Here is a 22,903-nt window from a genome sequence, read left to right on the forward strand (position 1 = left end):
GCGACACGTAGCGTAAGTGCAGCGAGGTTTTCATGATCAGGCATATCCTGGCAATCGACGATTCGGCATCGATGCGGCAGATTCTTTCCGCGACGCTGACGGCCGCCGGCTATGAGGTGACGCTCGCCGCGGACGGCGCGGAAGGGCTCGAAAGCGCGCTCGCCGTGCGGTTCGACCTGGTGTTGACCGATCAGCACATGCCGGGCAAGACCGGCCTCGACCTGATCGCTGAACTGCGCGGCAATCCGGCTTACACGGCGACGCCCATCCTCGTCCTGACGACGGAATCGGGCGAGTCGTTCAAAGCCGCGGCGCGCGAAGCGGGCGCGACCGGCTGGATCGAAAAGCCGCTCGACCCCGACATGCTCACCGAACTGGTGGCGGCGCTGGCCGAGCCATATCAGGCATAAGCATCAACCCTAGACAAGTTATAGAAGCTCTCGACGCTGCGGCACGGTAGCCCAAGCCTAGACAGGAACTCTCGCGGTGACCCAGGCATGACACTCGACATCACTCAGTTCTATCAGACGTTCTTCGACGAAGCGGACGAACTGCTCGCGCAGATGGAGCAGTTGCTGCTCAATCTGGACATCGCGCACCCAGACCCCGAAGACCTCGCGGCAATTTTCCGCGCGGCACATTCGATCAAGGGCGGCGCGGCGACGTTCGGCTTTACCGCCTTGACGGAGACGACCCACATCCTCGAATCGCTGCTCGACCGTGCGCGCAACAACGAACTCGTGCTGCGCAAGGACATGATCGACACGTTCCTCGAAACCAAGGACGTGTTGTCGGGCCAGCTCGCCGACTACCGCGCGAGCGCAGAGCCCGACGCGGCGGTTGCGAAGGCGATCTGCGCGAAGCTCGAACAGTTGCACGCGGAAAGCCGCGGCGTGGCTGCGCCGGCTGCTGCAGCGCCGGTCGAAGTCGCGGTGACCGCGCCGATCGAGGAATTCGCAACAGTAGAAGAAGGCAGTCCGCCGGAACACGTCGTCGAACAGGCGGTGCAGGCGGCGGGCGAATGGAATGACGGCGAACCGGCACAGACCGGGCAAGCCGAAGGAACCGGCGACGCGGACGACGCCGCCGGTCCGCATCTGAAAATTACGCTACGGGGCGTTGATGAGAAGGACCAGGAACTCCTTGCCGAAGAGCTGGGTAACCTGGGCAATATCGTCGGGCAGGTCAAGAGCGGCGGCGATTTGACGCTGTGGCTTCAGACCGATGTTACGTCCGACGACATCATCGCCGTGTGCTGTTTCGTGATCGACGAAAGTCAGATCTCGATCGGCCGCGGAACCGCACCGGCGGACGGTGCTCAGCAAGGCGAACCTGGAACGCCCGACGCTGAGCCTTCGTCCCCGGCGCAAGCAGCACCGGCGGCTTCGGCCGCCACTAATACCGCAGCACCCGTGGCGCCTGCCGCGACGATCGCGCAGTCAGCTCCGGCGCCCGCCGCCGAGCCCGCCAAGGCAGCTCCGGCTCCCGCAGCGGCTCAGGCGCCTGCGGCCAGCGCACCGGCAGCAGCTCCGGCGTCCGCTGGCGCGGCAGCCGGCGAGCAGGACCGCAAGGCCGCACGTCCGGCAGCGGCGGCAGGCGGAGCGGAAGGCAGCTCGATTCGCGTGGGCGTCGAAAAGGTCGATCAGCTGATCAACCTGGTCGGCGAACTGGTGATCACGCAGGCGATGCTTGCGGAAACCACCAGCACGTTCGATCCGGCGCTGCACGATCGCCTGTTCAACGGCATGGCGCAGCTCGAGCGCAACGCGCGCGATCTGCAGGAAGCCGTCATGTCGATCCGCATGATGCCGATGGACTACGTGTTCAGCCGCTTCCCGCGTCTCGTGCGCGATCTCGCGGCCAAACTCGGTAAGGAAGTGGAACTCGTCACCTTCGGTCAGGCGACCGAACTCGACAAGAGCCTGATCGAGCGAATCATCGACCCGTTGACTCACCTCGTGCGCAACAGTCTCGACCACGGCATCGAAACCGTGGAAGCGCGGCGCGCGGCGGGCAAGGCTTCGACCGGTCAGCTCGTGCTGTCGGCGGCGCATCACGGCGGCAACATCGTGATCGAAGTCAGCGACGACGGCGCCGGCCTGCGCCGCGACAAGATTCTCGCGAAAGCTGCAAAGCAGGGCATGCAGGTCAGCGAAACGATGACCGACGAGGAAGTCTGGAACCTGATCTTCCTGCCGGGCTTTTCGACTGCGGAGCAGGTCACGGATGTGTCGGGTCGCGGCGTCGGTATGGACGTGGTGAAGCGAAACATCCAGTCGATGGGCGGTCACGTGGAAATCACGTCGCACGCCGGCAAGGGCAGCACCACCCGCATTGTTCTGCCGCTCACGCTGGCGATTCTCGACGGCATGTCCGTCAAGGTCGGCAACGAGATCTTCATTCTGCCGCTGAACTTCGTGATGGAGTCGCTGCAGCCGCAAGCCGAGGACATTTATACGGTCGCCAACGGCGAGCGCGTGGTGCGCGTGCGCGGTGAATATCTGCCGCTCGTCGCGTTGCACGAAGTGTTCAACGTCGACGGAGCAAAGCAGGAGCCGACTCAGGGCATCGTCACCATCATGCAGACCGAAGGGCGTCGCTTTGCGATGCTGATCGACGAACTGGTGGGACAGCAGCAAGTGGTCGTGAAGAACCTTGAAACGAACTACCGCAAGGTGCGCGGCATTTCCGCAGCGACCATTCTCGGCGACGGCCGCGTCGCACTGATCGTGGACGTGGCGGCGCTGAACCGCGAGTCGCGCAACGCGCATGGCGCAATGAGTCTCGCATGATGTCCGTCAGATTCGTCGTAACACTCACTCAACTTAATTTATCCCAACCGTTTGGGGGCTAACGTGGCAGAAGTTCAATCCATCAATTCGAGCGTCGCGAACGCGACGAATGGTCGCCGCGATGCGCAGCAGGCCGACGCCGGCGGTCAGGAATTCCTCGTCTTTACGCTCGGCGCCGAAGAGTACGGCATCGACATTCTGAAGGTGCAGGAAATCCGCGGCTACGACAACGTGACGCGCATTGCGAATGCGCCCGAGTTCATCAAGGGCGTCATCAATCTGCGCGGCATCATCGTGCCGATCGTCGACATGCGCATCAAGTTCCATCTGGGCCGCGTCGAGTACGACCATCAGACCGTCGTGATCATCCTGAACGTCGCGCATCGCGTGGTCGGCATGGTGGTGGACGGCGTGTCCGACGTGTTGACGCTTGCCATCGACCAGATCATGCCGGCGCCGGAATTCGGCGCGACGCTGACGACCGAATACCTCACGGGTCTCGGCACCGTCGACGGCCGCATGCTGATCCTGATGGACATCGAAAAGCTGATGACGAGCCGCGAGATGGCGCTCATCGAAACGCTCGGCGTCTAACGGCCGCGGCGTTCAGAAAAGTTAGTGACAGGGAGCATTGAGATGCTAAGCAGGTGGTCGATTCGCACATCGCTCACGCTAGTGGGGATCATTCTCGTCGCGCTGACCATGGTGGTCGGCGTGCTTGGGTTGACGGCGCTCGGCAGCGCGAGCAAGTCGCTCGACCGCATCGCGCGCGGCGATCTGGTGGCGATTCATGCGCTCGACGACGCTTCGGCATACCTGCTGCGTTCGCGTGTCTCGCTGGACCGCTTTACCGCGCTGACAGCCGCCGGCGACACTGAAACGGCCAAGAAGGTTTTGGACCGTGCGGTGGAGCTGTACGGGTTCAGCAACAAGAACTGGCAGACCTACGTCGACGCGCCGAAGACCGGCGTCGACCAGGCACAGATGGACGAACTGCTCGCGCGCCGCACAACGCTCGTGCGCGACGGCATGGAGCCGGAGTTCGCGGCGCTGCGCGCAAACGATATGGCCGCGTACCACGCGATCGCCGATACGAAGATCAGCCCGATGTTCGTCTCTTACGACAACGCGGCGTCGCTCGTCATCAAGAGCTTGCAGCAACAGGCAGTGGACCAGCAGGCAGATGCGCAGTCGAACATCTCGCTGATGACGACGCTGATCATCGCGTTTGCCACACTCGCGCTGCTGCTCGTGATCGGTCTGCGGTTCGCGCTGCGTGGCCTCATCGTGCAGCCGCTTCAGGACGCAACCGGATGCTTCGAGCGGATCGCCGCGGGCGATCTGTCGGAGGCGATCGAGGTGAAAAGCCGCAACGAAATCGGCCGCCTCTTTGCCGGCATCAAACGGATGCAGGAAAGCATGGCGTCGATGGTCACCGCGGTTCGCAGCAGCACCGAGTCGATCGACACCGGCGCGCGCGAAATCGCGATGGGCAACACGGATCTGTCGCAACGTACCGAGCAGCAAGCCGCCTCGTTGCAGGAAACCGCGTCGAGCATGGAGCAACTCACGGGGACCGTGCGCCAGAACGCCGAGAATGCGCGCCAGGCAAGCCAGCTTGCTGTGAACGCGTCCGACATCGCGACGCGCGGCGGCGAGGTGGTAAGCCAGGTCGTCACGACGATGCAGGACATCGCGAGCAGTTCGAGCAAGGTTGTCGACATCATCGGCGTGATTGAAGGCATTGCATTCCAGACCAACATTCTGGCGTTGAACGCGGCGGTGGAAGCGGCGCGTGCCGGCGAACAGGGCCGCGGCTTCGCGGTCGTGGCCGGCGAAGTGCGCAGCCTTGCCCAACGCAGCGCGAGTGCCGCGAAGGAAATCAAGGAACTGATCGGCGACTCGACCGACAAGGTGCAAAGCGGTTCGGCACTCGTCGGACGTGCCGGTACGACGATGGACGAGATCGTGCAGGCCGTGCGCCGCGTGACCGACATCATGGGCGAGATCAGCGCGGCGTCCGAGGAGCAATCGGGCGGCATCGAGCAGGTGAATCGCGCGGTCGTGCAGATGGACGAGGTGACGCAGCAGAACGCGGCGCTAGTCGAAGAAGCGGCGGCAGCGGCGGGGTCGCTCGAAGATCAGACGCGTCAGTTGCAAGCGGTGTTGAGCGGTTGGAAAGTCGCCAGCAGCCCCGCTCGCAGTTTCGCCGCGCAGGCCGAGCCGCAGGTGAAGGCGCGGGCAGCGGTGAGCAAGAGCAAGACAGTGGCGAAGAGCGCAACGCGACCGGCGCAGCCCGCAGCAAACGCAGCAGCAACGGCAAATGCAGCAACGGCAAGCGGCAACGCTTCTGCTTCGGGCAATCACGAAGCAGGCGCGGCGCGCGTCGAACCGGCGCTCAAGCCGAAGACGCCGCCTGCGGCATCCGTACCCGCACCACGGCCGGCTGCCGCCAGCGTAGCCTCGGCGGGCTCGGACGCGGACTGGGAAACGTTTTAAGAAATGACGAAGAAACATGCAGTCATTCGGTATCTCGCTCCATCTGGCGCGAATCATCGGAGCACGTTCTTACAGCGTGTCGCGGGCCGACTGCATGGTGGTGGAACTTGCGGGCGGGCGCGACCCCGCAAAAACAATCCCTTGCTCGCCGGCAGTTCCGTCGCGCAAGCGTGATGGCTCGTATCGCAGGCAGGAACTTTCATGATGGCAACGCGCGCACAGCAACGCACCGATCGGGCAGAACCGGTCAGATCCGGCGAACAGGGACGTGATTTCGATTTCACTTCGGCGGACTTCACACGCATTCGCGAACTGATTCACCGCGGCGCCGGCATCTCGCTCTCCGATCACAAGCGCGATATGGCGTATAGCCGTCTCGCCCGGAGGCTGCGCGCCCGCGGCCTCGACTCGTTCAAGCAATACCTCGATCTGCTCGAAGCGGAAAACGATCCCGCCGAGTGGGAAGCATTCACGAATGCGCTCACGACGAACCTGACCGCGTTTTTCCGCGAGGCGCATCACTTTCCGATCCTGGCCGATTTCGTGCCGCGCCGCGCGCAGCCCGTTTCGGTGTGGTGCTCGGCGGCATCGACCGGTGAGGAGCCGTATTCGATCGCCATGACGCTGATCGAAGCGCTCGGCGAGACCGGCGCGCGTCAGGCCACGGTGCTCGCGACCGATATCGACACGCAAGTGCTCGCGAAAGCCGAAGCCGGCATGTACCAGTTCGATCAGGTGAAGCACCTTTCGCCCGAGCGGCTCAAGCGCTTTTTCCTGAAGGGCACGGGCGCGCATGCGGGCATGGTCAAGGTGCGTCCGCAAGTGCGTGCGATGGTGCGCTTCGAGCAATTGAACCTCACCGACCGCGATTACCAGTTGCGCACGCAGTTCGACGCGATCTTCTGCCGCAACGTGATGATCTATTTCGACAAGCCGACGCAAGCTCAGGTGCTGAGCCGCTTCGAGCCGTTGATGAAGTCGGGCGGCCTGCTGTTCGCCGGCCACTCGGAAAACTTCACCTACGTCACGCAGGCTTTCAAGCTGCGCGGTCAGACCGTCTATGAACTGACGCGCGATGCTGCAGGCGCACGCGCACCGGCACGCACGCCGGCGGCGAGCGGGGTGACGGTATGAGCAGCGCCTTGCCTATCGCGACCAATCTCTATTACGACAACCACTTCCAACGCCCAGGCGTGAAGCTGTTGCCGAACGAGTTCTACACCACGCACGACGACATGGTGCTCGTCACCGTGCTCGGTTCGTGCGTCGCGGCCTGCATTCAGGACCGCACGGCCGGCATCGGCGGCATGAATCACTTCATGTTGCCCGACGACGGCGCGGAAGTCGGCCAGGCCGCGTCCGATTCGATGCGCTACGGCGCGTATGCGATGGAAGTGCTGATCAACGAACTCATCAAGGCGGGCGGCCGGCGCGATCGTTTCGAAGCGAAGGTGTTCGGCGGCGGCGCGGTGCTCGCGGGCATGACGACGATCAACATCGGCGATCGCAATTCGGAATTCGTGCGCCGCTATCTCGCGCTCGAAAAGATCCGCATCGTCGCAGAGGATTTGCAGGGCTCGCATCCGCGCAAGGTGGCATTCATGCCGCGCACCGGCCAGGTCATGGTGAAGAAGCTGCGTTTGCAGCAGGACCCGGGTGTGGCCGAGCGCGAACAGGCGCTCGTGCGGCAAACCGCCGAAGCGCGCGCCGAGCGGCTTGCCGCCGCGAGAAAGCGGGTCGAACTGTTTTCAGCGCCAGCCGCCACGAAGCCGAAGATCGAACTGTTTGGCTCAAGCGGTGGCTCGGGCAACGGCTCAGGCAGCACAACAGCGAATGGCGCGGGCACGCCAAGATCGCGCATCGAACTGTTCGGCTCGACCCCGCGCCCGACTAATTCAACAAACGCCAGAACCGCAGAGGAGGCGTGAGCGCTGTGCAAAAGATCAAAGTATTGTGCGTCGACGATTCGGCGCTGATCCGCAGCTTGATGACGGAAATCATCAATAGCCAGCCGGACATGACCGTCGTTGCAACCGCTCCCGACCCGTTGGTCGCGCGCGAGCTCATCAAGCAGCACAACCCCGATGTGTTGACGCTCGACGTCGAAATGCCGCGCATGGACGGTCTCGACTTCCTCGAGAAGCTGATGCGTTTGCGTCCGATGCCGGTCGTGATGGTGTCCTCGCTGACCGAGCGCGGCAATGAAATCACGCTGCGCGCGCTGGAACTCGGCGCGGTCGATTTCGTGACGAAGCCGAAGGTCGGCATTCGCGACGGCATGCTCGACTATTCGGAAAAGCTCGCCGACAAGATCCGCGCCGCGGCGCGCGCTCGTGTGCGCCAGGCCGCGCCGGTGCATCATGCGCCTGCTGCCGCCGGACACGCGCCTGTCGGCGCGGCGCCGCTTTTCAACAATCCGCTGCTGAGTACCGAGAAGCTGATCATCGTCGGCGCGTCGACGGGCGGTACGGAAGCCATCCGCGAAGTGCTCGTGCCGCTGCCGCCGGATGCACCCGCGGTGCTGATTGCACAGCATATGCCGCCGGGCTTCACAAAATCTTTTGCGCAACGCCTCAATGGTTTGTGCCGGATTACCGTTAAAGAGGCAGAGCATGGCGAACGTGTGCTGCCGGGACATGCGTATATCGCCCCAGGCCACGCTCACCTGCTGCTTGCCCGTAGCGGTGCGAACTACATCGCGCATCTGTCGGATGATCCGCCGGTGAACCGGCATCGTCCTTCGGTGGACGTGCTCTTCCGTTCCGCCGCGCAGCACGCGGGCAAAAATGCGGTCGGAGTGATCCTGACAGGAATGGGGCGCGATGGCGCCGCAGGTCTGCTGGATATGAAAAAGGCAGGGGCTTACACCCTTGCGCAGGACGAGGCGAGCTGCATTGTGTTCGGCATGCCGCGCGAAGCGATTGCGCTGGGCGCGGCCGACGAAATTGCGTCGCTGCCGGACATGTGCCGGCGCGTAATGGCGCGGCTTGCGTCGATGGGCGATCGCGTTCAGCGGGTATGATGCGCCGTTCGAATTGAGGCGGTCATACGCCGCACCGTGAATCAAGTAAAGGGAATCAAATGGATAAGGCAATGAAGTTTCTGGTTGTTGACGATTTTCCGACGATGCGCCGGATCGTTCGCAACCTCCTGAAAGAGCTGGGCTACGGCAACGTGGACGAAGCCGAAGACGGCCAGGCCGGTCTCGCCCGTTTGCGCGGCACCACCTACGACTTCGTGATCTCCGACTGGAACATGCCGAACCTCGACGGTCTCGCCATGCTCAAGGAGATCCGCGCCGATGCAAACCTCAAGCACCTGCCGGTGCTGATGGTGACGGCCGAGTCGAAGAAGGAAAACATTATCGCGGCGGCCCAGGCCGGCGCGAGCGGTTATGTCGTAAAGCCGTTCACGGCCGCGACGCTGGACGAGAAGCTCAACAAGATTCTCGAAAAGATGGCCAAGACCGGGAGCTGATGTGAACCTGCCGACCAATGCACCAGGCGCTGAAGCGGTCAACGAGAGCGGCGACTTCGCGTCAGACCGCATTCTTGCCCGCATTGGACAACTGACACGTACGCTGCGTGATTCGATGCGCGAGCTCGGGCTCGACAAGCATGTCGAGCGCGCGGCCGAAGCCGTACCCGACGCGCGCGACCGTCTGAAGTACATCGCGAACATGACCGAGCAGGCCGCCGAGCGCGTGCTGGGGTCGATCGATGTCGCGAAGCCGATCCAGGAGCAGTTGCAGAAAGACGCCGGCGAACTCGACGCGCGTTGGGAGCAATGGTACGCGGCGCCGATCGAACGCGCGGAAGTGCGCGCGCTGATGAACGATACGCGCGAATTCCTGCGCGGCGTGCCCGCAGCAACCACGGCGACCAATTCGCAGCTCATGGAGATCATGCTGGCGCAGGATTTCCAGGATCTGACCGGTCAGGTGATCAAAAAGATCACTGACGTCGTGTACCTGATCGAGCAGCAGTTGCTCGGCGTGCTCGTCGAAAACATCGCGCTCGAGCGGCGCGAGCAGTTCGCGGCGCATGCTGCGGCGCTGGTCGCCGAAGCGTCGCCGACCGGCAGCCCGGAGCATCTGCTGAACGGTCCGCAGATCAATCCGGAAGGCAAGACCGACGTCGTGCAGGACCAGTCGCAGGTCGACGATCTGCTCGCCAGCCTCGGTTTCTGAGCGGCCCGCGCCCTTGCGGCGCGAGGCCAGCCAGTATGAATAGCAAGGCGCGCTCCCGCGCGCGAGTGCTGTCTATCGACACAAACCGCAGGCATACTACGAGGTCAAGCAGCGGCGCGGCCGAAGGTGAACGCTATCACCCGCGGCCTGCACGACGAGGTATTCCTCGGCAATGCGGCCCCGTCCGCGCCCTATGATTTGCCTATTTGCAGCCGGTTGGCATGAGCTTGCGCCGGCTAGCAGCCAGGGAGGAGTCTCGTTATGTGGAGTCGTGTACGTCGCGCCGGTGTGGTTACGGCGCTTGTTTTGCCCTGTTCGTTGTCGGCCGTGCAGTCCGCTCACGCGGCGCTCGGCGGCGCCCCAATGTCGCCTCCGGCAGATGCTTCGGTTTCGTCCCGCAAGTTCCAGCCTGCCGACACCGCGGCGAACGCCGTGATGCGCTCGGCATCCGGCGCGGCTTCTTCGGCTTCGGCTTCCGCGTCCTATACCGTTCGTGAAACCACGCTCGGCAACGGCACGGTGGTGCGCGAGTATCTGGCCGCTGACGGCACCGTATTCGGCATTGCGTGGAGCGGTCCGCAAATGCCCGATCTGAATGAAATGCTCGGTAGTTACTTTCCGCAGTACGTCGCGGGTGTGAAGGCGGCGCGCGCGGCGCGCGGCGGCGCTCGCGGGCCGGTTGCGGTGGATCAGAGCACGCTCGTCGTGCAGTCCGGCGGTCACATGGGCGCTTTTAGCGGCCGTGCATGGCTGCCGCCCGCGCTGCCGGCCGGCGTCAGCGGCTCAGACATCCAGTAACGACGAGGACGAACGATGCGAACCATGCATATTGCGATGAAACTCAAGAACTGGATGCAGGTTGTGGCGACTGTCGCGCTGGTGTCGGCGCTCGCCGCTTGCGGTGGCGGCGGCGACAGCGGCGGCAGTTCCAGCTCCAGTGGCGGCTCGTCAGGCAGTCAGATCAGCGGCTCCTTGCCAGCGAGCCCAACTCAGCAGCCGATTGCCGCTACAGCCGCGAACACCGTGCCGATCACAGTCGCCCACGGCGCCACGGGTGTGATCAACATACCCACGATCAGCGTGACGCTGTGTGCGCCCGGCACCACGACCTGCCAGACCATCAACAACATTCAGGTCGACACGGGCTCGTTCGGCCTGCGCATCGTCGGCGGGGCGCTGAATGCGGCCATGCAAGCCGCATTGCCGGTCACCGCGACCTCGGGCGGCGCTCAGCTTGCCGAATGCGCGACGTTCGCCGACGGCTATACGTGGGGCACCGTGCGTACCGCTGCCGTCACCATCGGCGGCGAAACCACGACATCGGCGGTTCCGATCCAGGTGATCGGCGATAAAGACGCGAGCACCGTGCCGTCAGCCGGTTGCGGCAGCGGCTCGGCGGAAAACACGGCGAGCGACTTGGGCGCGAACGGCATCATCGGCATCGGCACCGCGCTTTATGATTGCGGCTCCACGTGCGCGAATGCCTCCACTGCGTCGACTTACAGCAACTATTTCGCGTGTCCGAACGGCACGTCTTGCGCTCGTACCGCGGTTGCGCTGGCGAATCAGGTGGCCAATCCGGTCGCCAAATTCCCCGTCGACAACAACGGCGTGATCGTGCAGATGCCGCCCATCTCGAACAGCGGCGCGCCGTCGGCCACCGGCACGCTGGTGTTCGGCATCGGCACGCAGTCGAACAATGCGCTCGGATCGGCACAAACCTTCACGACCGATAACTTTGGCGATCTGACCAACAGCGTGTTCAACGGCAACACGGTGACGGCGTTCCTGGATTCGGGCTCGAACGGCTATTTCTTCAGCGATAGCTCGCTCACCTTGTGCGGCAGCAACTTCTCGGGCTTCTACTGCCCGTCTACCGCGCAAACCCGTTCCATCACGCTGGCCGGCCTGAACAACGTGAAGGCGACGGCCAGTATCGGCATCGTCAGTGCGTCGACGCTGTTCGGCAACGGCACCAACTACGCGTTCAACGATCTGGCGGGTCAGGTCGGCGGGCTCGCCGCATTCGACCTCGGTTTGCCGTTCTTCTACGGACGCCACGTGTATCACGGCTTCGACCTGCGGCCGATCGGCGGCACCCAGGCGCCTTTCGTGGCTTACGCAAGCTAACCTGCCGCCACGCAAAGCCTGACGGCTGTCCACAACGCCTGCGCGACCCCGCGCGGGCGTTTCTTTTTTCGGCCTCGCGCGGGTCCACGCCGCGCTTGCCCATCCCCCGAAAAGCCCCCGTTTCCCCTTCCTTATCCGCCGATCGGTGCTTGCGCCGAGCGGGAATAATCGCTCTCACTGGAAAGAGGCGTTGTGCCTCGGCCGACTGGAGAGCTTTGTGGCAGAGGAAAGCGACCTCGAAAAAACCGAATCAGCCACTCCCCGGCGCTTGCAGAAAGCGCGCGAGGAAGGGCAGATCGTGCGTTCGCGGGAGCTATCGACGTTCGCGCTGCTCGCGGCGGGCTTTTTCGGCGTGTGGGGCATGTCCGGCAGCATCGGCGAACATTTGCAGGGCATGCTGCGCGCGGCCTTCACTTTCGATCACGCGTCCGCTTTCGAGACCCGTCGCATGTTGATCGGCGCAGGCGCCGCCAGCCGCGAAGGACTCGCCGCATTGCTGCCGATCCTCGCGATCACGGGCGCCGCGGCCTTGCTCGCGCCAATGGCGCTGGGCGGCTGGCAACTGTCGACGAAAGGGCTCGAGCCCAAGTTCGACCGTCTCAATCCGATTGCCGGCCTCGGCAAGATTTTTTCGATCAACGGGCCTATCCAGCTTGTCATGTCGCTCGCAAAGACGCTGGTGGTGGGCGTGATCGGCGGCACCGCGATCTGGAATCGACGCGAGGAAATTCTCGCATTGGCCACGCAGCCGCTGCACCTGGCGCTTGCGAACACCGTGCATCTGATCGCCGTGTGCTGCGGTATGACGGTGGCCGGCATGTTCGTCGTGGCCGCGATGGATGTGCCGTATCAACTATGGCAGTTCCACAAGAAGCTGCGCATGAGCAAGGAAGAAGTGAAGCGCGAGCATCGCGAAAGCGAAGGCGATCCGCACGTAAAAGGCCGGATTCGCCAGCAGCAGCGCGCGATTGCCCGCCGCCGCATGATGACGCAAGTGCCGAAGGCCGACGTCGTGGTCACGAACCCGACGCACTTTGCGGTCGCGCTGCAATACACGGACGGCGAGATGCGCGCACCGAAGGTGGTCGCCAAGGGCGTGAACCTGGTGGCCGCGCGGATTCGCGAGCTGGCCGCCGAAAACAATGTGCCGCTGCTGGAAGCGCCGCCGCTTGCCCGCGCGCTGTATCACAACGTCGAACTGAATCGCGAGATTCCCGGCCAGCTTTATGGCGCGGTCGCCGAAGTGCTCGCGTGGGTGTACCAGTTGCGGCGCTTCAAAACCGACGGCGGCGACGTGCCGGTCGCACCGACCGAGCTCGACGTGCCCGCTGAACTCGACAAGGGCGGTGTATCGGATGAAGAAGCCGATCAGGAAGCCGCCGACACGCTTAACCCCGCTAACGATAACGGAGCCTCCGCATGAACGCTCGCGCCGGTTTCCTCGCTCGACGGCCCGATGCCTTGAGCGGCACCAATTTACGCGCCCTAGCCGGCCCGGTGCTGATCTGCATGATCCTCGGCATGATGATTCTGCCGTTGCCGCCGTTCCTGCTGGATCTGCTGTTCACCTTCAATATCGCGCTTTCCGTGATGGTGCTGCTCGTCAGCATGTACACGATGAAGCCGCTCGACTTTGCCGCTTTCCCGAGCGTGCTCTTGTTCTCGACCTTGCTGCGGCTGTCGCTGAACGTTGCGTCGACCCGAGTCGTGCTGCTCGAAGGCCACACTGGTCCTGACGCGGCCGGCCAGGTGATCGAGTCGTTCGGCCACTTCCTCGTGGGCGGCAACTTCGCGGTCGGTATCGTCGTCTTCATCATTTTGATGGTCATCAACTTCATGGTGATCACGAAGGGCGCGGGGCGTATCGCGGAAGTGTCCGCGCGCTTTACGCTCGACGCGATGCCCGGCAAGCAGATGGCGATCGACGCCGATCTGAACGCCGGTCTCATCAACGAAGAACAGGCGCGCAAGCGTCGCGCGGAAGTCTCGCAGGAAGCCGAGTTCTACGGTTCCATGGACGGCGCGAGCAAGTTCGTGCGCGGCGATGCGATTGCCGGCCTGCTGATCATGGTGATCAACATCTTCGGCGGGTTGATCGTCGGGATGGTTCAGCACGGCATGGACTTCGCGTCGGCGGGCAAGAACTACACGCTGCTGACCATCGGTGACGGCCTGGTCGCGCAGATTCCGTCGCTCGTGATTTCGACCGCTGCCGGTGTGATCGTGTCGCGTGTCGCGACGAACGAAGACATCGGCACACAGCTCACCGGGCAGCTTTTCACGAACCCGCGCGTGCTGGCGATCACGGGTTGCATTCTCGTGCTGATGGGCCTGATTCCGGGCATGCCGCATTTTGCGTTTCTGATTCTCGGCGGCGGTCTGATCCAGCTCGGCCGCACGATGAAAAAGCGCGCCGAAGAACGCAAGAACACGACCGCGCTCGTGGATGTCGCACCGGCAGCGGTAACGCCGATCGAAAACGCCGAAGCAAGCTGGGACGACGTGACGATGATCGACACGCTCGGCCTCGAAGTGGGCTACCGGCTGATTCCGCTCGTCGACAAGAATTCCGACGGCGAATTGCTCAAGCGGATCAAAAGCATCCGCAAGAAGTTCGCGCAGGAAATCGGCTTCCTGCCGCCTGTCATCCACATCCGCGACAACCTGGAATTGCGTCCGAACGGTTATCGGATCGCGCTCAAGGGCGTGGAAGTGGGCGTGGGCGAGGCGTATCCGGGTCAATGGCTCGCGATCAACCCCGGCCAGGTTTCCGCTGCGCTGCCGGGCACGCCGACACAAGACCCGGCATTCGGTCTGCCGGCCATCTGGATCGACACGAATCTGCGCGAACAGGCGCAGGTGTACGGTTACACGGTGGTCGATTCGAGCACGGTCGTCGCGACGCACCTGAATCACCTGGTGGTCACGCATGCGTCCGAACTGCTCGGTCGCCGGGAAGTGCAGGCGCTGCTCGAGCGGATGCAGAAAGACACGCCGTCGCTCGTCGACGATCTGGTGCCGAAGACGCTGCCGCTCACCACGCTGCAAAAGGTTCTGCAAAACCTGCTGGAAGAAGGCGTTCCGATCCGCGACATGCGCACGATTCTCGAAGCATTGTCCGAACACACGCCGAAGATCACCGATGCACACGATCTCACCGCCGCCGTGCGCCTCGCGCTTGGCCGCGCGATCACGCAGCAGTGGTTCCCAGGCACCGGCGACATGCAGGTGATGGGCCTCGACTCGAATCTCGAACGCGTGCTCTCGCAGGCGCTTTCGACCGGTTCCAACCCGGGTCTCGAGCCTGGCCTCGCGCATACGCTGATGAACGAAACGCAGAAGGCGATGAATCGCCAGCAAAACCTTGGGCTCGCACCGGTGTTGCTCGTGCAACATGCATTGCGGCCGATGCTCGCGCGCTTCCTGCGCCGCAGCCTGCCGCAACTGAAGGTGCTGTCGTATGCGGAAGTGCCCGACACGCGCAACATCAAGGTCGTGAATCTGATCGGCGCGCACGGTTGAAGCACGTTCTAGGAGCGTGACCGCGATCGGGCAAGTGCGTTTGCTTATCGACTCGACTACGACCTGCATATGACCGGCGTCCCAGGGCGCCGGTTTTCATTTCCGCGCCTGACTTTTCGTACCGCCGACGTATTGGCTCGCCCATGCTTCGCCTGCGGGACCCGAAGGCAGTCGTCCGGTGCGCGGGTCATTCGATAGTGCAAGAGCTGCGAATCGCGGCATCCGTCCATCGTTCGAATTACCCGCGTTTAACAGCCCTTATCCACCGATCGTCGGTCGTCACGTTTCGCAATAATGATCTCAATGGGAAGCGGTGTGTTGCCGGTCCGTCAGTCCGTATACCTCATCGGGGGTCCAGCTTGAACATTCGTAAATTTATCGGTGCTACCAGTCGCGACGCACTGCGTCTCGTGCGCGAAGCGCTGGGTGCCGACGCGGTCGTGCTGTCCAATCGAACGATGGACGACGGCAGCGTCGAGATCGTCGCCCTGGCCGACAGCGACCTCGCGGCAATCACGCCGAAGGCTCCGCGCGCAGACGCGAGCGCAGCGCAATTCGCATCGACGAATGCAGCGGCTGCGCAGCCCGCGCTGAATGCGCCGCGCGCAATGTCCGCCGCGCAGCCGATGCAGGCCAATCCGTACGCGAGCGGCATGCCGGACGTATTCTCGTCGGTGTTCGGCGCGAGCCCGGAAGCCGGCACCGAAACGACGGGCAGCTTCGCGAACTCAGCGCTAGCCGCCAGTCACGATGCACAGCCCGCTGCGAAGGTTGTTCCGAGCGCGGCCATGAGTGCCGCGATGAATGCAGCCAAGGCGTCGGCCGGGCAGGCCGACTCGCGCAAGAGCGCATTGCCGGGCGCCCCAGCCATGGCCACGAAGCCCGCGTCGGCGCCGCAATCGCAACAGATCAACGTCGGCCAGCCGAGCGCGCGAGCAGCCGCCGCTCGTTTGAACGAAGACATTCGGGCCGATCTGCTGAAGGCCGCCGGCGTGCCGTCCGGCTCTGCAGCACCGGCCTCTGACCTCCACGCGCCGCGTACGATGGCCGAATCGAATCCCTGGCTGATCGATCACGCTCGACGCATCGCCGCCGACCACGAACCGCAAAGCGAATACAACGCACGTCCCGGCGCGATGACGCCGGCCGCCGCGATGGCCAAGGGTCTTGGCGCCGCTGTGGAACCGGGCAAGGCCGCCGCGTCGCAGGAGGACAACACGCCTGATTGGGCTCGCGAAGCCGCGCAGGTCGCCGCACGGCGCGCCGCGCAAAAAGTTGCACCGACCACGCTGCCGCCGACCGACGACTCGCGCACGCCCGCTGCTGTCGCTGAAGCGATCAAGGCGCGCATGGAGCAGGTCGTCAAAGAAACCGTCATGAACGAGCTTTCTTCGATGCGCGGCATGATGGAAGAACAGTTCGCCGGCCTCATGTGGGGCGATCGTCAGCGCCGGAACCCGGCGCACGCGTCGCTCACCAAGCATCTCTTCGCCGCGGGCTTCTCCGCGCAGCTCGTGCAGATGATGGTCGCAAACCTGCCCGACGAAGTCGACAACATGGACGAGGGCATGGACTGGGTGCGCTCGGTGCTCGCCTCCAATCTGCCGGTCATGGAAGACGAAGACACATTGATGGAACGCGGCGGCGTCTTTGCGCTGATGGGCCCGACGGGCGTCGGCAAGACGACGACCACCGCAAAACTCGCGGCGCGCTGCGTGATGCGTTTCGGCGCCAGCAAAGTGGCGCTGCTCACCACCGATAGTTACCGGATCGGCGGCCACGAACAACTGCGCATCTTCGGCAAGATTCTCGGCGTGTCGGTTCACGCGGTGAAAGACAGCGCCGACCTGCAACTCGCACTCTCCGAATTGCGCAACAAGCACATTGTGCTGATTGACACGATCGGTATGAGCCAACGCGATCGCCTTGTCTCCGAGCAGATCGCGATGCTGAGCCGCGCGGGCCAGCCCGTGCAGCGCCTGTTGCTGCTCAATGCAACGAGTCACGGCGACACGCTCAATGAAGTCGTGCAGGCCTATCAGCGCGGACCGGATCAACAGCCGCTCGCCGGCTGCATTCTGACCAAGCTCGACGAGGCGACCAACCTGGGCGGCGTGCTCGATACGGTGATCCGCTACAAGCTGCCGGTGCACTACGTGTCGACCGGGCAGAAAGTGCCGGAGAACCTCTACGTCGCGACCAAACGTTTTCTGATCAAGAGCGCCTTCTGCATTCCGCGCGATCACTCGCCATTCGTGCCGCATGACGAGGATGTTCCGGCATTGCTGTCCGCGTTGTCCGCGCGCTCGACCGCCGAATTGCACGAGGTCCGCTTTGGATAAGCTCGTCTCCGATCAGGCAGAAGGACTGCGGCGCCTTCTCGCGCGGAGCGGCTCGCGCGTGATTGCCGTGACGGGCGGTTCGCTGGGCGCCGGCTGTACGGCGACAGTGATGAACCTTGCGGTGGCGCTCGCGCAGCAGGGGAAAGATGTGCTCGTGATCGACGAGTGCGTGGGCGACAAGTCAGTGAGCGCGATGCTCGGCAGCGTGCGCGGCGCGGGCAACTTTGCCGCCGTGATGCGCGGCGAGATGACGCTCGACGAAGCCGCTTTGCGCCACGCGCTCGGCTTCTCGGTGCTCGCCGCCTCACGTGCGCATCGCGAAGGCTATAGCGCGGCGCAGTTCGGCGTGGTACTGCACGGTTCGGCCGACATCGTGCTGATCGACGCGCAACTGGATCAGCAAGGCCACCTCTCGGCGCTCGCGATGCAGGCCCATGACGTGATGATCGTCACGCGCATGGCGGCACAGGCGATCACCGACGCGTATGCGTGCATGAAGCGTCTGCACTACGCGCACGCCATCGCACAGTTTCGCGTGCTGGTGAATCACGTGCAGAGCGTGGAAGACGCGCGCACTGCTTTTGCAAACCTGGCCGGCGTGGCCGGGCGTTACCTCGCGGTGGCGCTGGAAGACGCCGGTTGTATTGCCGCGGATCCGCGGATGGCGCGAGCCGAGGAGTTGTCGCGTTGTGTCGTCGACGCATTTCCGTCGACACCGGCAGCGCGCGACTTCCGCCACCTCGCAGCCGAATTGCAGTACTGGCCGATGCGGCCAGCGATGTCGTCGCAATCGCCATGGATGGCGCCTGCGGCAGTTACAGCGGCGCAACACGCCGACCAACCGTCTGCGCAGCACGCCTGAGAGGCGGCACAAGGACAAGGGGAGCACGATGTATAACGCTCAGGGAAAGATTTCCCAAGCCGATGTTTTGACGAAGTACGCACCGCTGGTGCGTCGACTCGGCTTGCAGCTCGTTGCAAAAATGCCGGCCAGCGTCGATCTCGACGATCTGATTCAGGCCGGCATGATTGGCTTGCTGGATGCCGCGAGTCGCTACAAGGAAGATCAGGGCGCGCAGTTCGAAACCTATGCGAGCCAGCGGATTCGCGGCGCGATGCTGGACGAACTACGCAGCAACGACTGGTTGCCGCGCAGCTTGCGACGCACGTCGCGGGAAGTGGAGACGGCGGTGCACAAGGTGGAGCAGAATCTGGGCCGCTCGGCGAGCGAAACCGAGATTGCCGAACACCTGGACATGCCACTCGACGAGTATCAGTCGATGTTGCAGGATCTCCACGGAAGCCAGTTGATCTACTACGAAGACTTCGACCGTTCCGCGGACGACGAGCCGTTTCTCGACCGCTACTGCGTCGATCATTCGGACCCGCTTTCCGCCTTGCTCGACGACAGTCTGCGCTCGGCGCTGGTCGAGGCGATCGACCGCTTGCCGGAACGCGAGAAGTTGCTGATGTCGCTCTACTACGAGCGCGGCATGAACCTGCGTGAAATCGGCGCGGTGATGGAAGTCAGCGAGTCGCGCGTCTGTCAGTTGCACAGTCAGGCGGTAGCGCGTTTGCGCACGCGCTTGCGCGAGATGGCGTGGGCGAATGCCGAGGCAACCTGAGCGGCTTGCCTCGTGAGCTAGCGCTCAGCGGGGCAATGAGTTGTGAAGCGAGGGCGTTACCCGCGCCTTCCGTCATGCGTCCGCCATTTCATGCTCGGCCGCGAGCGCGAGAAAAGCGGAACGCGACATGCCACGCGCCTGCGCGTATTCGTCGATTTCATGCACCAGCGCTTCGGGCAACGAAATGTTGATGCGTACCGCCTTTTTCAGCGCGGGAATATTCCGGGTTGTCACGAAACCCCACGTGAAACCCGCGTAGTCAGGATTACGCCGATGCTCGTCTAGCGTCAGCCTTTCGGGAATCGGCAAGCCTTCATCGAGCAGCGTATCCAGATGCGCCTCGATCGCTTCTTTTGCGTTCGCGTAAGCTTCTTCCAGCGAATCTCCCGCCGAGTGACAGCCCGGAATATCCGGCACGACGACGCCGAACGCGTGCTGTGCGTCGCCCGCTTCGATTGCGATCGGGAAGATCAGATTTTTCATTTCAGCCCTGCCTGTTTCAAGATGCTGTTCAGCGTGCCGGCCGGCAGATCCTTCCTGGGATGGGGGATGGTCACGAGCCCGGCTTTGAATGCGTGCCGAAAATGATGGTGGCTGCCCGTTATGCGGACGAGCCGCCAGCCGTTCGCCAGAATCAGTTTGACGACTTCGGCACTGTACATATTGCACTCCTCGAATCATACACACGATTACACACTCTCGCTAGATGAAGTTAGCTTCAGTTCGCCGCGATGCGTCGGCACGCCCGCTAGCAACGGAAGACTTCGTTAGGGAAAAGAGGAGATTTGATCGTGCGCGACGGATTCGCGCCACTTGGCCGAATGGCTAAGGCAGACGGGGGAGAAGGGCTAGGAGGCAGAAAACAGAAAGGGCTCGTCGAGACGACGAACCCTTCTGTTCACGCGAGGCTGCTTCAGTTGGCTGCCAGCATCGCGATTAGCAGCATTCACAGTAGCGAGCGACGCTGAAGGTGGGCACCAGCGTCATCCGGCATCACACCGCTGCGCGCGCCGGAATGCGTCCGTCGGGGCCATAGAAGTTGGCCTTTTGCGGCAACGCCACCTGCAACGCCGTGAGCGCCCGCTGGTTGTAATCCATGCGCACGCGAATCAGTTCCCCGTTGCTCGTGTTGAAGCGGCGCGCGCGCTCGGCGGCTTTTTGCAGCAGCGACCACTGTGCGGCGAGCCGCTCGTCTGTGCTGGCCGCGAGTTCCATGCCGGCCCAACCGCCCGGAAAACCCATGCCGGCGAGCAGTTCGTCGCGGCGGGTTTCGAGCTGCGCGAGCTCGCCGATCAGTTCGGTTTTCTTGTCGATGACCGGCGGCAGCAGTTCGACCGGCGACAAGGCAGTCAATGCCTTGGTCTCCAGCGTCAAAACGGAGGCGAACGCCTCGACGGCGGAATACTCTTCGATGAGGGTGGCAAGCAGGGCGTCTTTCATCTCAACAACTCGCTGAAAACGACGGCTCGCGGACGATCCGCGAGTCGGGTTTGTCGAACGCCGCCCGGCCATTCACCGTACTTCGATGCGTCGATTAATTGCCGGTCGACGGGGTTTTGCTTTGCAACAGTTCGCGTGCGGTGCTCAGCACGCCGTCGGCGATCTTGCCCGAGTCGATTTGCAGCGTGCCGTCCTTGATGGCCTGCTTGATCGACTCGACATGCGCCGTATCGATGTCGGCCGAGCCGGACGCCGCGAGGCTGCGCAGGTGCTGCGACAGACCCGACAGGCTGACGCTGGCGTCGCCCGAACTGCTGGGAGTGGCTTGCGAGGCGGTGCTCGCGGTCTGCGCGCCGGTGTTGGCCGTCGCCGCGTCGCTTTGTTGCGAGCGGGACACGCCATCTTTCAACGTCGGCAGATTCGAATTGGTTTTGGAATCGACTTTCACGATTGGCTTCCTGAACGATTTGATCCTGATAACGGCAGGCGTCGATCAAAACTTTAGCGCAATCGCTGCTGCTTTTCCCTTGTCTGTCAATACGATCCGGCCCTGAAACGGCGGACGCATGCGGATCGGCCGCCAGCCCGGAAAGCCCGCGGCTCACAGTTGAATCTCCACGGTCGCGCCGTCCTTGACGATGCCCGAGATAACCTGACCGTTGGGCGTCTTCACGCGGACCTGCTGACCCGGCGACGCATTGTTCATCGCGCTGCCTTCCGACGAAATCGCGAATCCTTCACCGGCTGCGACCACGCGCACCGTTTGTCCTATCGACACAGCCGACGCGCTCTTGAGCATATCGCGGCGCAGCGGCATGCCTGCGGAAACGCGCGTCAACGTGACAGAGCCGACTGCTTGCGACGGGTCCGTCACGATGGCCTGCGGCAAGCCCGTCAGATCGCCCTCGCGCGCGACGAGGTCGGCGGCCGTCAGCACCTCGCCCGGCGACATCGCGCGGCCTGCGAGGTAGTAGGTGGCATGCAGCGAGATGCGCGCCTGCAGATAGATGGTCCACGGACGCTGGCCCGCGCAACGCACGCCGACGGTTACGCGGCCCCACAGTCGGGCGCCGCTTGGCATGAACGGCTCCAGCACCATGCAGGCCGCGAGACCGCGTGGAAACGCGGGTGCGACGGTGATGTCCACTTTCCCCGGCAATCCGGCCGACTGCTGCTGCAGGAACGCGAGCGTTGTCGTGCGGATTGCTTCAGGGTCTTGCTGGCCGGGCAGCGGCTCGGGCTGCGCCGGCGCTGCCGCACGCGGATTCTGCTGTGCGGATGCGGGTGCCGGCGCTGCCGCAATGGGCCGCGTCGCGGCCACGCGCGCCGTCGGCGACGCGGCGGTGCCACGAGTTGAATTGGCGAGGGCATTCGAACGCGCCGGGATTGGCTTGCCGTCCGCGCCGAGCTGCGGCGGCTCGCCGCGCGAAGCGAGCGTGTCGAACGAGTCGGTTGCCGATGCTCCCAACGCTTGCGACGCCGCAGCCGCTGCGCGACCCGTCACGCTGGCCGGCGCGTTGGCCGCCACCGGCTGGACGCCGGCGGCCTGACGCACGCCGTTCGCTTGCGGCGCCGGTGTCACGACGACCGGAACGACACGGCGCGAGGCCGGCATTTCATCGAGGCGGGCGGCGTCGGCCGGATTCAGGTTGGTGGCGTTCGTCGCGGCAGAACCGGCACGGCCCGGCGCAGGAATGGTCACGACGCCGTTCGCGTCGGGCTTGAAACTGGTGCGGATCATTTGCGGCGCGGCCGGCGCTTCGCCCGAGCCCGCGATGACGATCGAGCCGCTTGCATTGGCGGCGCGGCTGAAAGGGTCGGCGTCGCGCGTGGCCGAACCGCGCGTCAGCGATTGCGCGGTGGCGGCGGCGAGCGTCGCCGCAGAGCCGGCGCGTTTGACGGGCGCTGCCTGCATATGCTCGGCAAGCTCGGTGAGTGCCGCTGGATCCTTTTCGTTTGGACCGGCAATCACGATGGGACCGTCCGCCTCGCCGGCGTGCGCCGCATTGGCCAACAGCATAGCGGCGGCGCCGACGCCGGACACGCCCAGCGACGAACTGAGCAGGAGCCGCGCGGCGACGCGCAGCGCAGCCGCACACAGGCGATGCGCCGCCGCGCGTTGCGCGCGGCGCGTCGGATCGAAAGTGTGCTGGTCCATTGCGGTTCTCCGTCGAATGCATTTGGTACGCCTTGCATTCTATTGAGAGCCCCCTTCGCGCAAACGTTGAATAGAAGCCCCCTTTCCCGGTTATTCGTCCGATTGCTGCTTGCACTCGGCCCATAAGATGCACCTCATGCAAAAAGGTCTTCCCGCCTGATGCCGTCCTCACGCGAGGCGCACGGGAAGCCTCGGGACCGTTCTCC

At 63.8% G+C, this 22,903-nt stretch carries 21 protein-coding genes; 16 read left to right on the forward strand and 5 right to left on the reverse strand.

Features of this window, described 5'->3' with window-relative positions; all coding sequences use genetic code 11:
* Nucleotides 1-32: 32 nt before the first annotated feature.
* The 16 genes from BCA01S_RS11175 to BCA01S_RS11250 all read left to right on the forward strand — a co-directional run bounded on the left by BCA01S_RS11175 (nucleotide 33) and on the right by BCA01S_RS11250 (nucleotide 19,099).
* Entirely contained in the window at nucleotides 33-410 is a 378-nt protein-coding gene (locus BCA01S_RS11175; protein WP_027776953.1) for a response regulator, read from the forward strand.
* A gap of 87 nt (nucleotides 411-497) precedes the next feature.
* Nucleotides 498-2,792 (forward strand): chemotaxis protein CheA, encoded by a 2,295-nt coding sequence (gene cheA, locus BCA01S_RS11180; RefSeq protein ID WP_027776954.1) that lies wholly within the window; start codon nucleotides 498-500, stop codon nucleotides 2,790-2,792.
* A gap of 63 nt (nucleotides 2,793-2,855) precedes the next feature.
* Nucleotides 2,856-3,386, forward strand: a complete 531-nt coding sequence (locus tag BCA01S_RS11185) for a chemotaxis protein CheW (RefSeq protein WP_020070727.1) — start codon at nucleotides 2,856-2,858, stop codon at nucleotides 3,384-3,386.
* 42 nt (nucleotides 3,387-3,428) lie between these two features.
* Complete coding sequence (locus BCA01S_RS11190) at nucleotides 3,429-5,291, forward strand: methyl-accepting chemotaxis protein (RefSeq protein ID WP_027776955.1); 1,863 nt, start codon at nucleotides 3,429-3,431, stop codon at nucleotides 5,289-5,291.
* Between the two features lie 201 nt (nucleotides 5,292-5,492).
* The gene (locus BCA01S_RS11195; RefSeq protein WP_027776956.1) at nucleotides 5,493-6,425 is read left to right on the forward strand and encodes a CheR family methyltransferase; all 933 of its coding nucleotides are present in this window, start codon (nucleotides 5,493-5,495) and stop codon (nucleotides 6,423-6,425) included.
* Nucleotides 6,422-7,219: a chemoreceptor glutamine deamidase CheD gene (gene cheD / locus BCA01S_RS11200; RefSeq protein ID WP_027776957.1), complete on the forward strand. Its 798-nt coding sequence runs from the start codon at nucleotides 6,422-6,424 to the stop codon at nucleotides 7,217-7,219. The genes BCA01S_RS11195 and cheD overlap by 4 nt, the downstream gene beginning before the upstream one ends.
* A 5-nt stretch (nucleotides 7,220-7,224) precedes the next feature.
* Nucleotides 7,225-8,313, forward strand: coding sequence for a protein-glutamate methylesterase/protein-glutamine glutaminase (locus BCA01S_RS11205; protein WP_027776958.1), 1,089 nt, complete (start codon nucleotides 7,225-7,227; stop codon nucleotides 8,311-8,313).
* Nucleotides 8,314-8,372: 59 nt separating this feature from the next.
* A complete protein-coding gene (cheY, locus tag BCA01S_RS11210) occupies nucleotides 8,373-8,768 on the forward strand; it encodes a chemotaxis response regulator CheY (RefSeq protein ID WP_027776959.1) in 396 nt (131 codons plus the stop codon).
* A gap of 1 nt (nucleotide 8,769) precedes the next feature.
* Complete coding sequence (gene cheZ, locus BCA01S_RS11215) at nucleotides 8,770-9,480, forward strand: protein phosphatase CheZ (RefSeq protein ID WP_027776960.1); 711 nt, start codon at nucleotides 8,770-8,772, stop codon at nucleotides 9,478-9,480.
* A gap of 261 nt (nucleotides 9,481-9,741) precedes the next feature.
* On the forward strand, nucleotides 9,742-10,278 hold the full coding sequence (locus BCA01S_RS11220) for a DUF2844 domain-containing protein (RefSeq protein WP_027776961.1): 537 nt from the start codon (nucleotides 9,742-9,744) through the stop codon (nucleotides 10,276-10,278).
* Between the two features lie 15 nt (nucleotides 10,279-10,293).
* Nucleotides 10,294-11,610: a DUF3443 domain-containing protein gene (locus BCA01S_RS11225; RefSeq protein ID WP_027776962.1), complete on the forward strand. Its 1,317-nt coding sequence runs from the start codon at nucleotides 10,294-10,296 to the stop codon at nucleotides 11,608-11,610.
* Between the two features lie 217 nt (nucleotides 11,611-11,827).
* Nucleotides 11,828-13,033: a flagellar biosynthesis protein FlhB gene (gene flhB, locus BCA01S_RS11230; protein ID WP_027776963.1), complete on the forward strand. Its 1,206-nt coding sequence runs from the start codon at nucleotides 11,828-11,830 to the stop codon at nucleotides 13,031-13,033.
* Complete coding sequence (gene flhA / locus BCA01S_RS11235) at nucleotides 13,030-15,132, forward strand: flagellar biosynthesis protein FlhA (RefSeq protein WP_027776964.1); 2,103 nt, start codon at nucleotides 13,030-13,032, stop codon at nucleotides 15,130-15,132. Before flhB ends, flhA begins: the two co-directional genes overlap by 4 nt.
* A gap of 359 nt (nucleotides 15,133-15,491) precedes the next feature.
* Complete coding sequence (gene flhF / locus BCA01S_RS11240) at nucleotides 15,492-17,474, forward strand: flagellar biosynthesis GTPase FlhF (RefSeq protein WP_027776965.1); 1,983 nt, start codon at nucleotides 15,492-15,494, stop codon at nucleotides 17,472-17,474.
* Entirely contained in the window at nucleotides 17,467-18,336 is an 870-nt protein-coding gene (locus BCA01S_RS11245) for a MinD/ParA family ATP-binding protein (protein WP_027776966.1), read from the forward strand. Before flhF ends, BCA01S_RS11245 begins: the two co-directional genes overlap by 8 nt.
* Before the next feature lie 28 nt (nucleotides 18,337-18,364).
* On the forward strand, nucleotides 18,365-19,099 hold the full coding sequence (locus tag BCA01S_RS11250) for an RNA polymerase sigma factor FliA (RefSeq protein ID WP_020070741.1): 735 nt from the start codon (nucleotides 18,365-18,367) through the stop codon (nucleotides 19,097-19,099).
* Between the two features lie 72 nt (nucleotides 19,100-19,171).
* Here BCA01S_RS11250 and BCA01S_RS11255 read toward each other — a convergent pair whose 3' ends face one another.
* From BCA01S_RS11255 to flgA, 5 genes are all read right to left on the reverse strand, one after another.
* Nucleotides 19,172-19,582, reverse strand: a complete 411-nt coding sequence (locus BCA01S_RS11255; RefSeq protein ID WP_027776967.1) for a type II toxin-antitoxin system HicB family antitoxin — start codon at nucleotides 19,580-19,582, stop codon at nucleotides 19,172-19,174.
* Complete coding sequence (locus BCA01S_RS11260) at nucleotides 19,579-19,761, reverse strand: type II toxin-antitoxin system HicA family toxin (protein WP_027776968.1); 183 nt, start codon at nucleotides 19,759-19,761, stop codon at nucleotides 19,579-19,581. The genes BCA01S_RS11255 and BCA01S_RS11260 overlap by 4 nt, the downstream gene beginning before the upstream one ends.
* A gap of 331 nt (nucleotides 19,762-20,092) precedes the next feature.
* Nucleotides 20,093-20,539, reverse strand: a complete 447-nt coding sequence (locus BCA01S_RS11265) for a flagella synthesis protein FlgN (protein ID WP_027776969.1) — start codon at nucleotides 20,537-20,539, stop codon at nucleotides 20,093-20,095.
* Nucleotides 20,540-20,633: 94 nt separating this feature from the next.
* Nucleotides 20,634-20,987 carry a flagellar biosynthesis anti-sigma factor FlgM gene (flgM, locus tag BCA01S_RS11270; RefSeq protein WP_027776970.1) on the reverse strand — a complete coding sequence of 118 codons (354 nt, stop codon included), beginning with the start codon at nucleotides 20,985-20,987 and terminating at the stop codon, nucleotides 20,634-20,636.
* A gap of 153 nt (nucleotides 20,988-21,140) precedes the next feature.
* Nucleotides 21,141-22,697, reverse strand: coding sequence for a flagellar basal body P-ring formation chaperone FlgA (gene flgA / locus BCA01S_RS11275; protein WP_027776971.1), 1,557 nt, complete (start codon nucleotides 22,695-22,697; stop codon nucleotides 21,141-21,143).
* Nucleotides 22,698-22,903: the final 206 nt, after the last annotated feature.

It is taken from the genome of Paraburkholderia caledonica NBRC 102488 (assembly GCF_000685095.1).
Lineage (GTDB): Bacteria > Pseudomonadota > Gammaproteobacteria > Burkholderiales > Burkholderiaceae > Paraburkholderia > Paraburkholderia caledonica.

Coding starts and splice junctions, on each gene's coding strand:
- BCA01S_RS11175 (WP_027776953.1), top strand. CDS start 33: ATGATCAGGCATATCCTGGCAATCGACGATTCGGCATCGATGCGGCAG.
- cheA (WP_027776954.1), top strand. CDS start 498: ATGACACTCGACATCACTCAGTTCTATCAGACGTTCTTCGACGAAGCG.
- BCA01S_RS11190 (WP_027776955.1), top strand. CDS start 3,429: ATGCTAAGCAGGTGGTCGATTCGCACATCGCTCACGCTAGTGGGGATC.
- BCA01S_RS11195 (WP_027776956.1), top strand. CDS start 5,493: ATGATGGCAACGCGCGCACAGCAACGCACCGATCGGGCAGAACCGGTC.
- cheD (WP_027776957.1), top strand. CDS start 6,422: ATGAGCAGCGCCTTGCCTATCGCGACCAATCTCTATTACGACAACCAC.
- cheY (WP_027776959.1), top strand. CDS start 8,373: ATGGATAAGGCAATGAAGTTTCTGGTTGTTGACGATTTTCCGACGATG.
- BCA01S_RS11220 (WP_027776961.1), top strand. CDS start 9,742: ATGTGGAGTCGTGTACGTCGCGCCGGTGTGGTTACGGCGCTTGTTTTG.
- BCA01S_RS11225 (WP_027776962.1), top strand. CDS start 10,294: ATGCGAACCATGCATATTGCGATGAAACTCAAGAACTGGATGCAGGTT.
- flhA (WP_027776964.1), top strand. CDS start 13,030: ATGAACGCTCGCGCCGGTTTCCTCGCTCGACGGCCCGATGCCTTGAGC.
- BCA01S_RS11250 (WP_020070741.1), top strand. CDS start 18,365: ATGTATAACGCTCAGGGAAAGATTTCCCAAGCCGATGTTTTGACGAAG.
- BCA01S_RS11255 (WP_027776967.1), bottom strand. CDS start 19,582: ATGAAAAATCTGATCTTCCCGATCGCAATCGAAGCGGGCGACGCACAG.
- BCA01S_RS11260 (WP_027776968.1), bottom strand. CDS start 19,761: ATGTACAGTGCCGAAGTCGTCAAACTGATTCTGGCGAACGGCTGGCGG.
- BCA01S_RS11265 (WP_027776969.1), bottom strand. CDS start 20,539: ATGAAAGACGCCCTGCTTGCCACCCTCATCGAAGAGTATTCCGCCGTC.
- flgA (WP_027776971.1), bottom strand. CDS start 22,697: ATGGACCAGCACACTTTCGATCCGACGCGCCGCGCGCAACGCGCGGCG.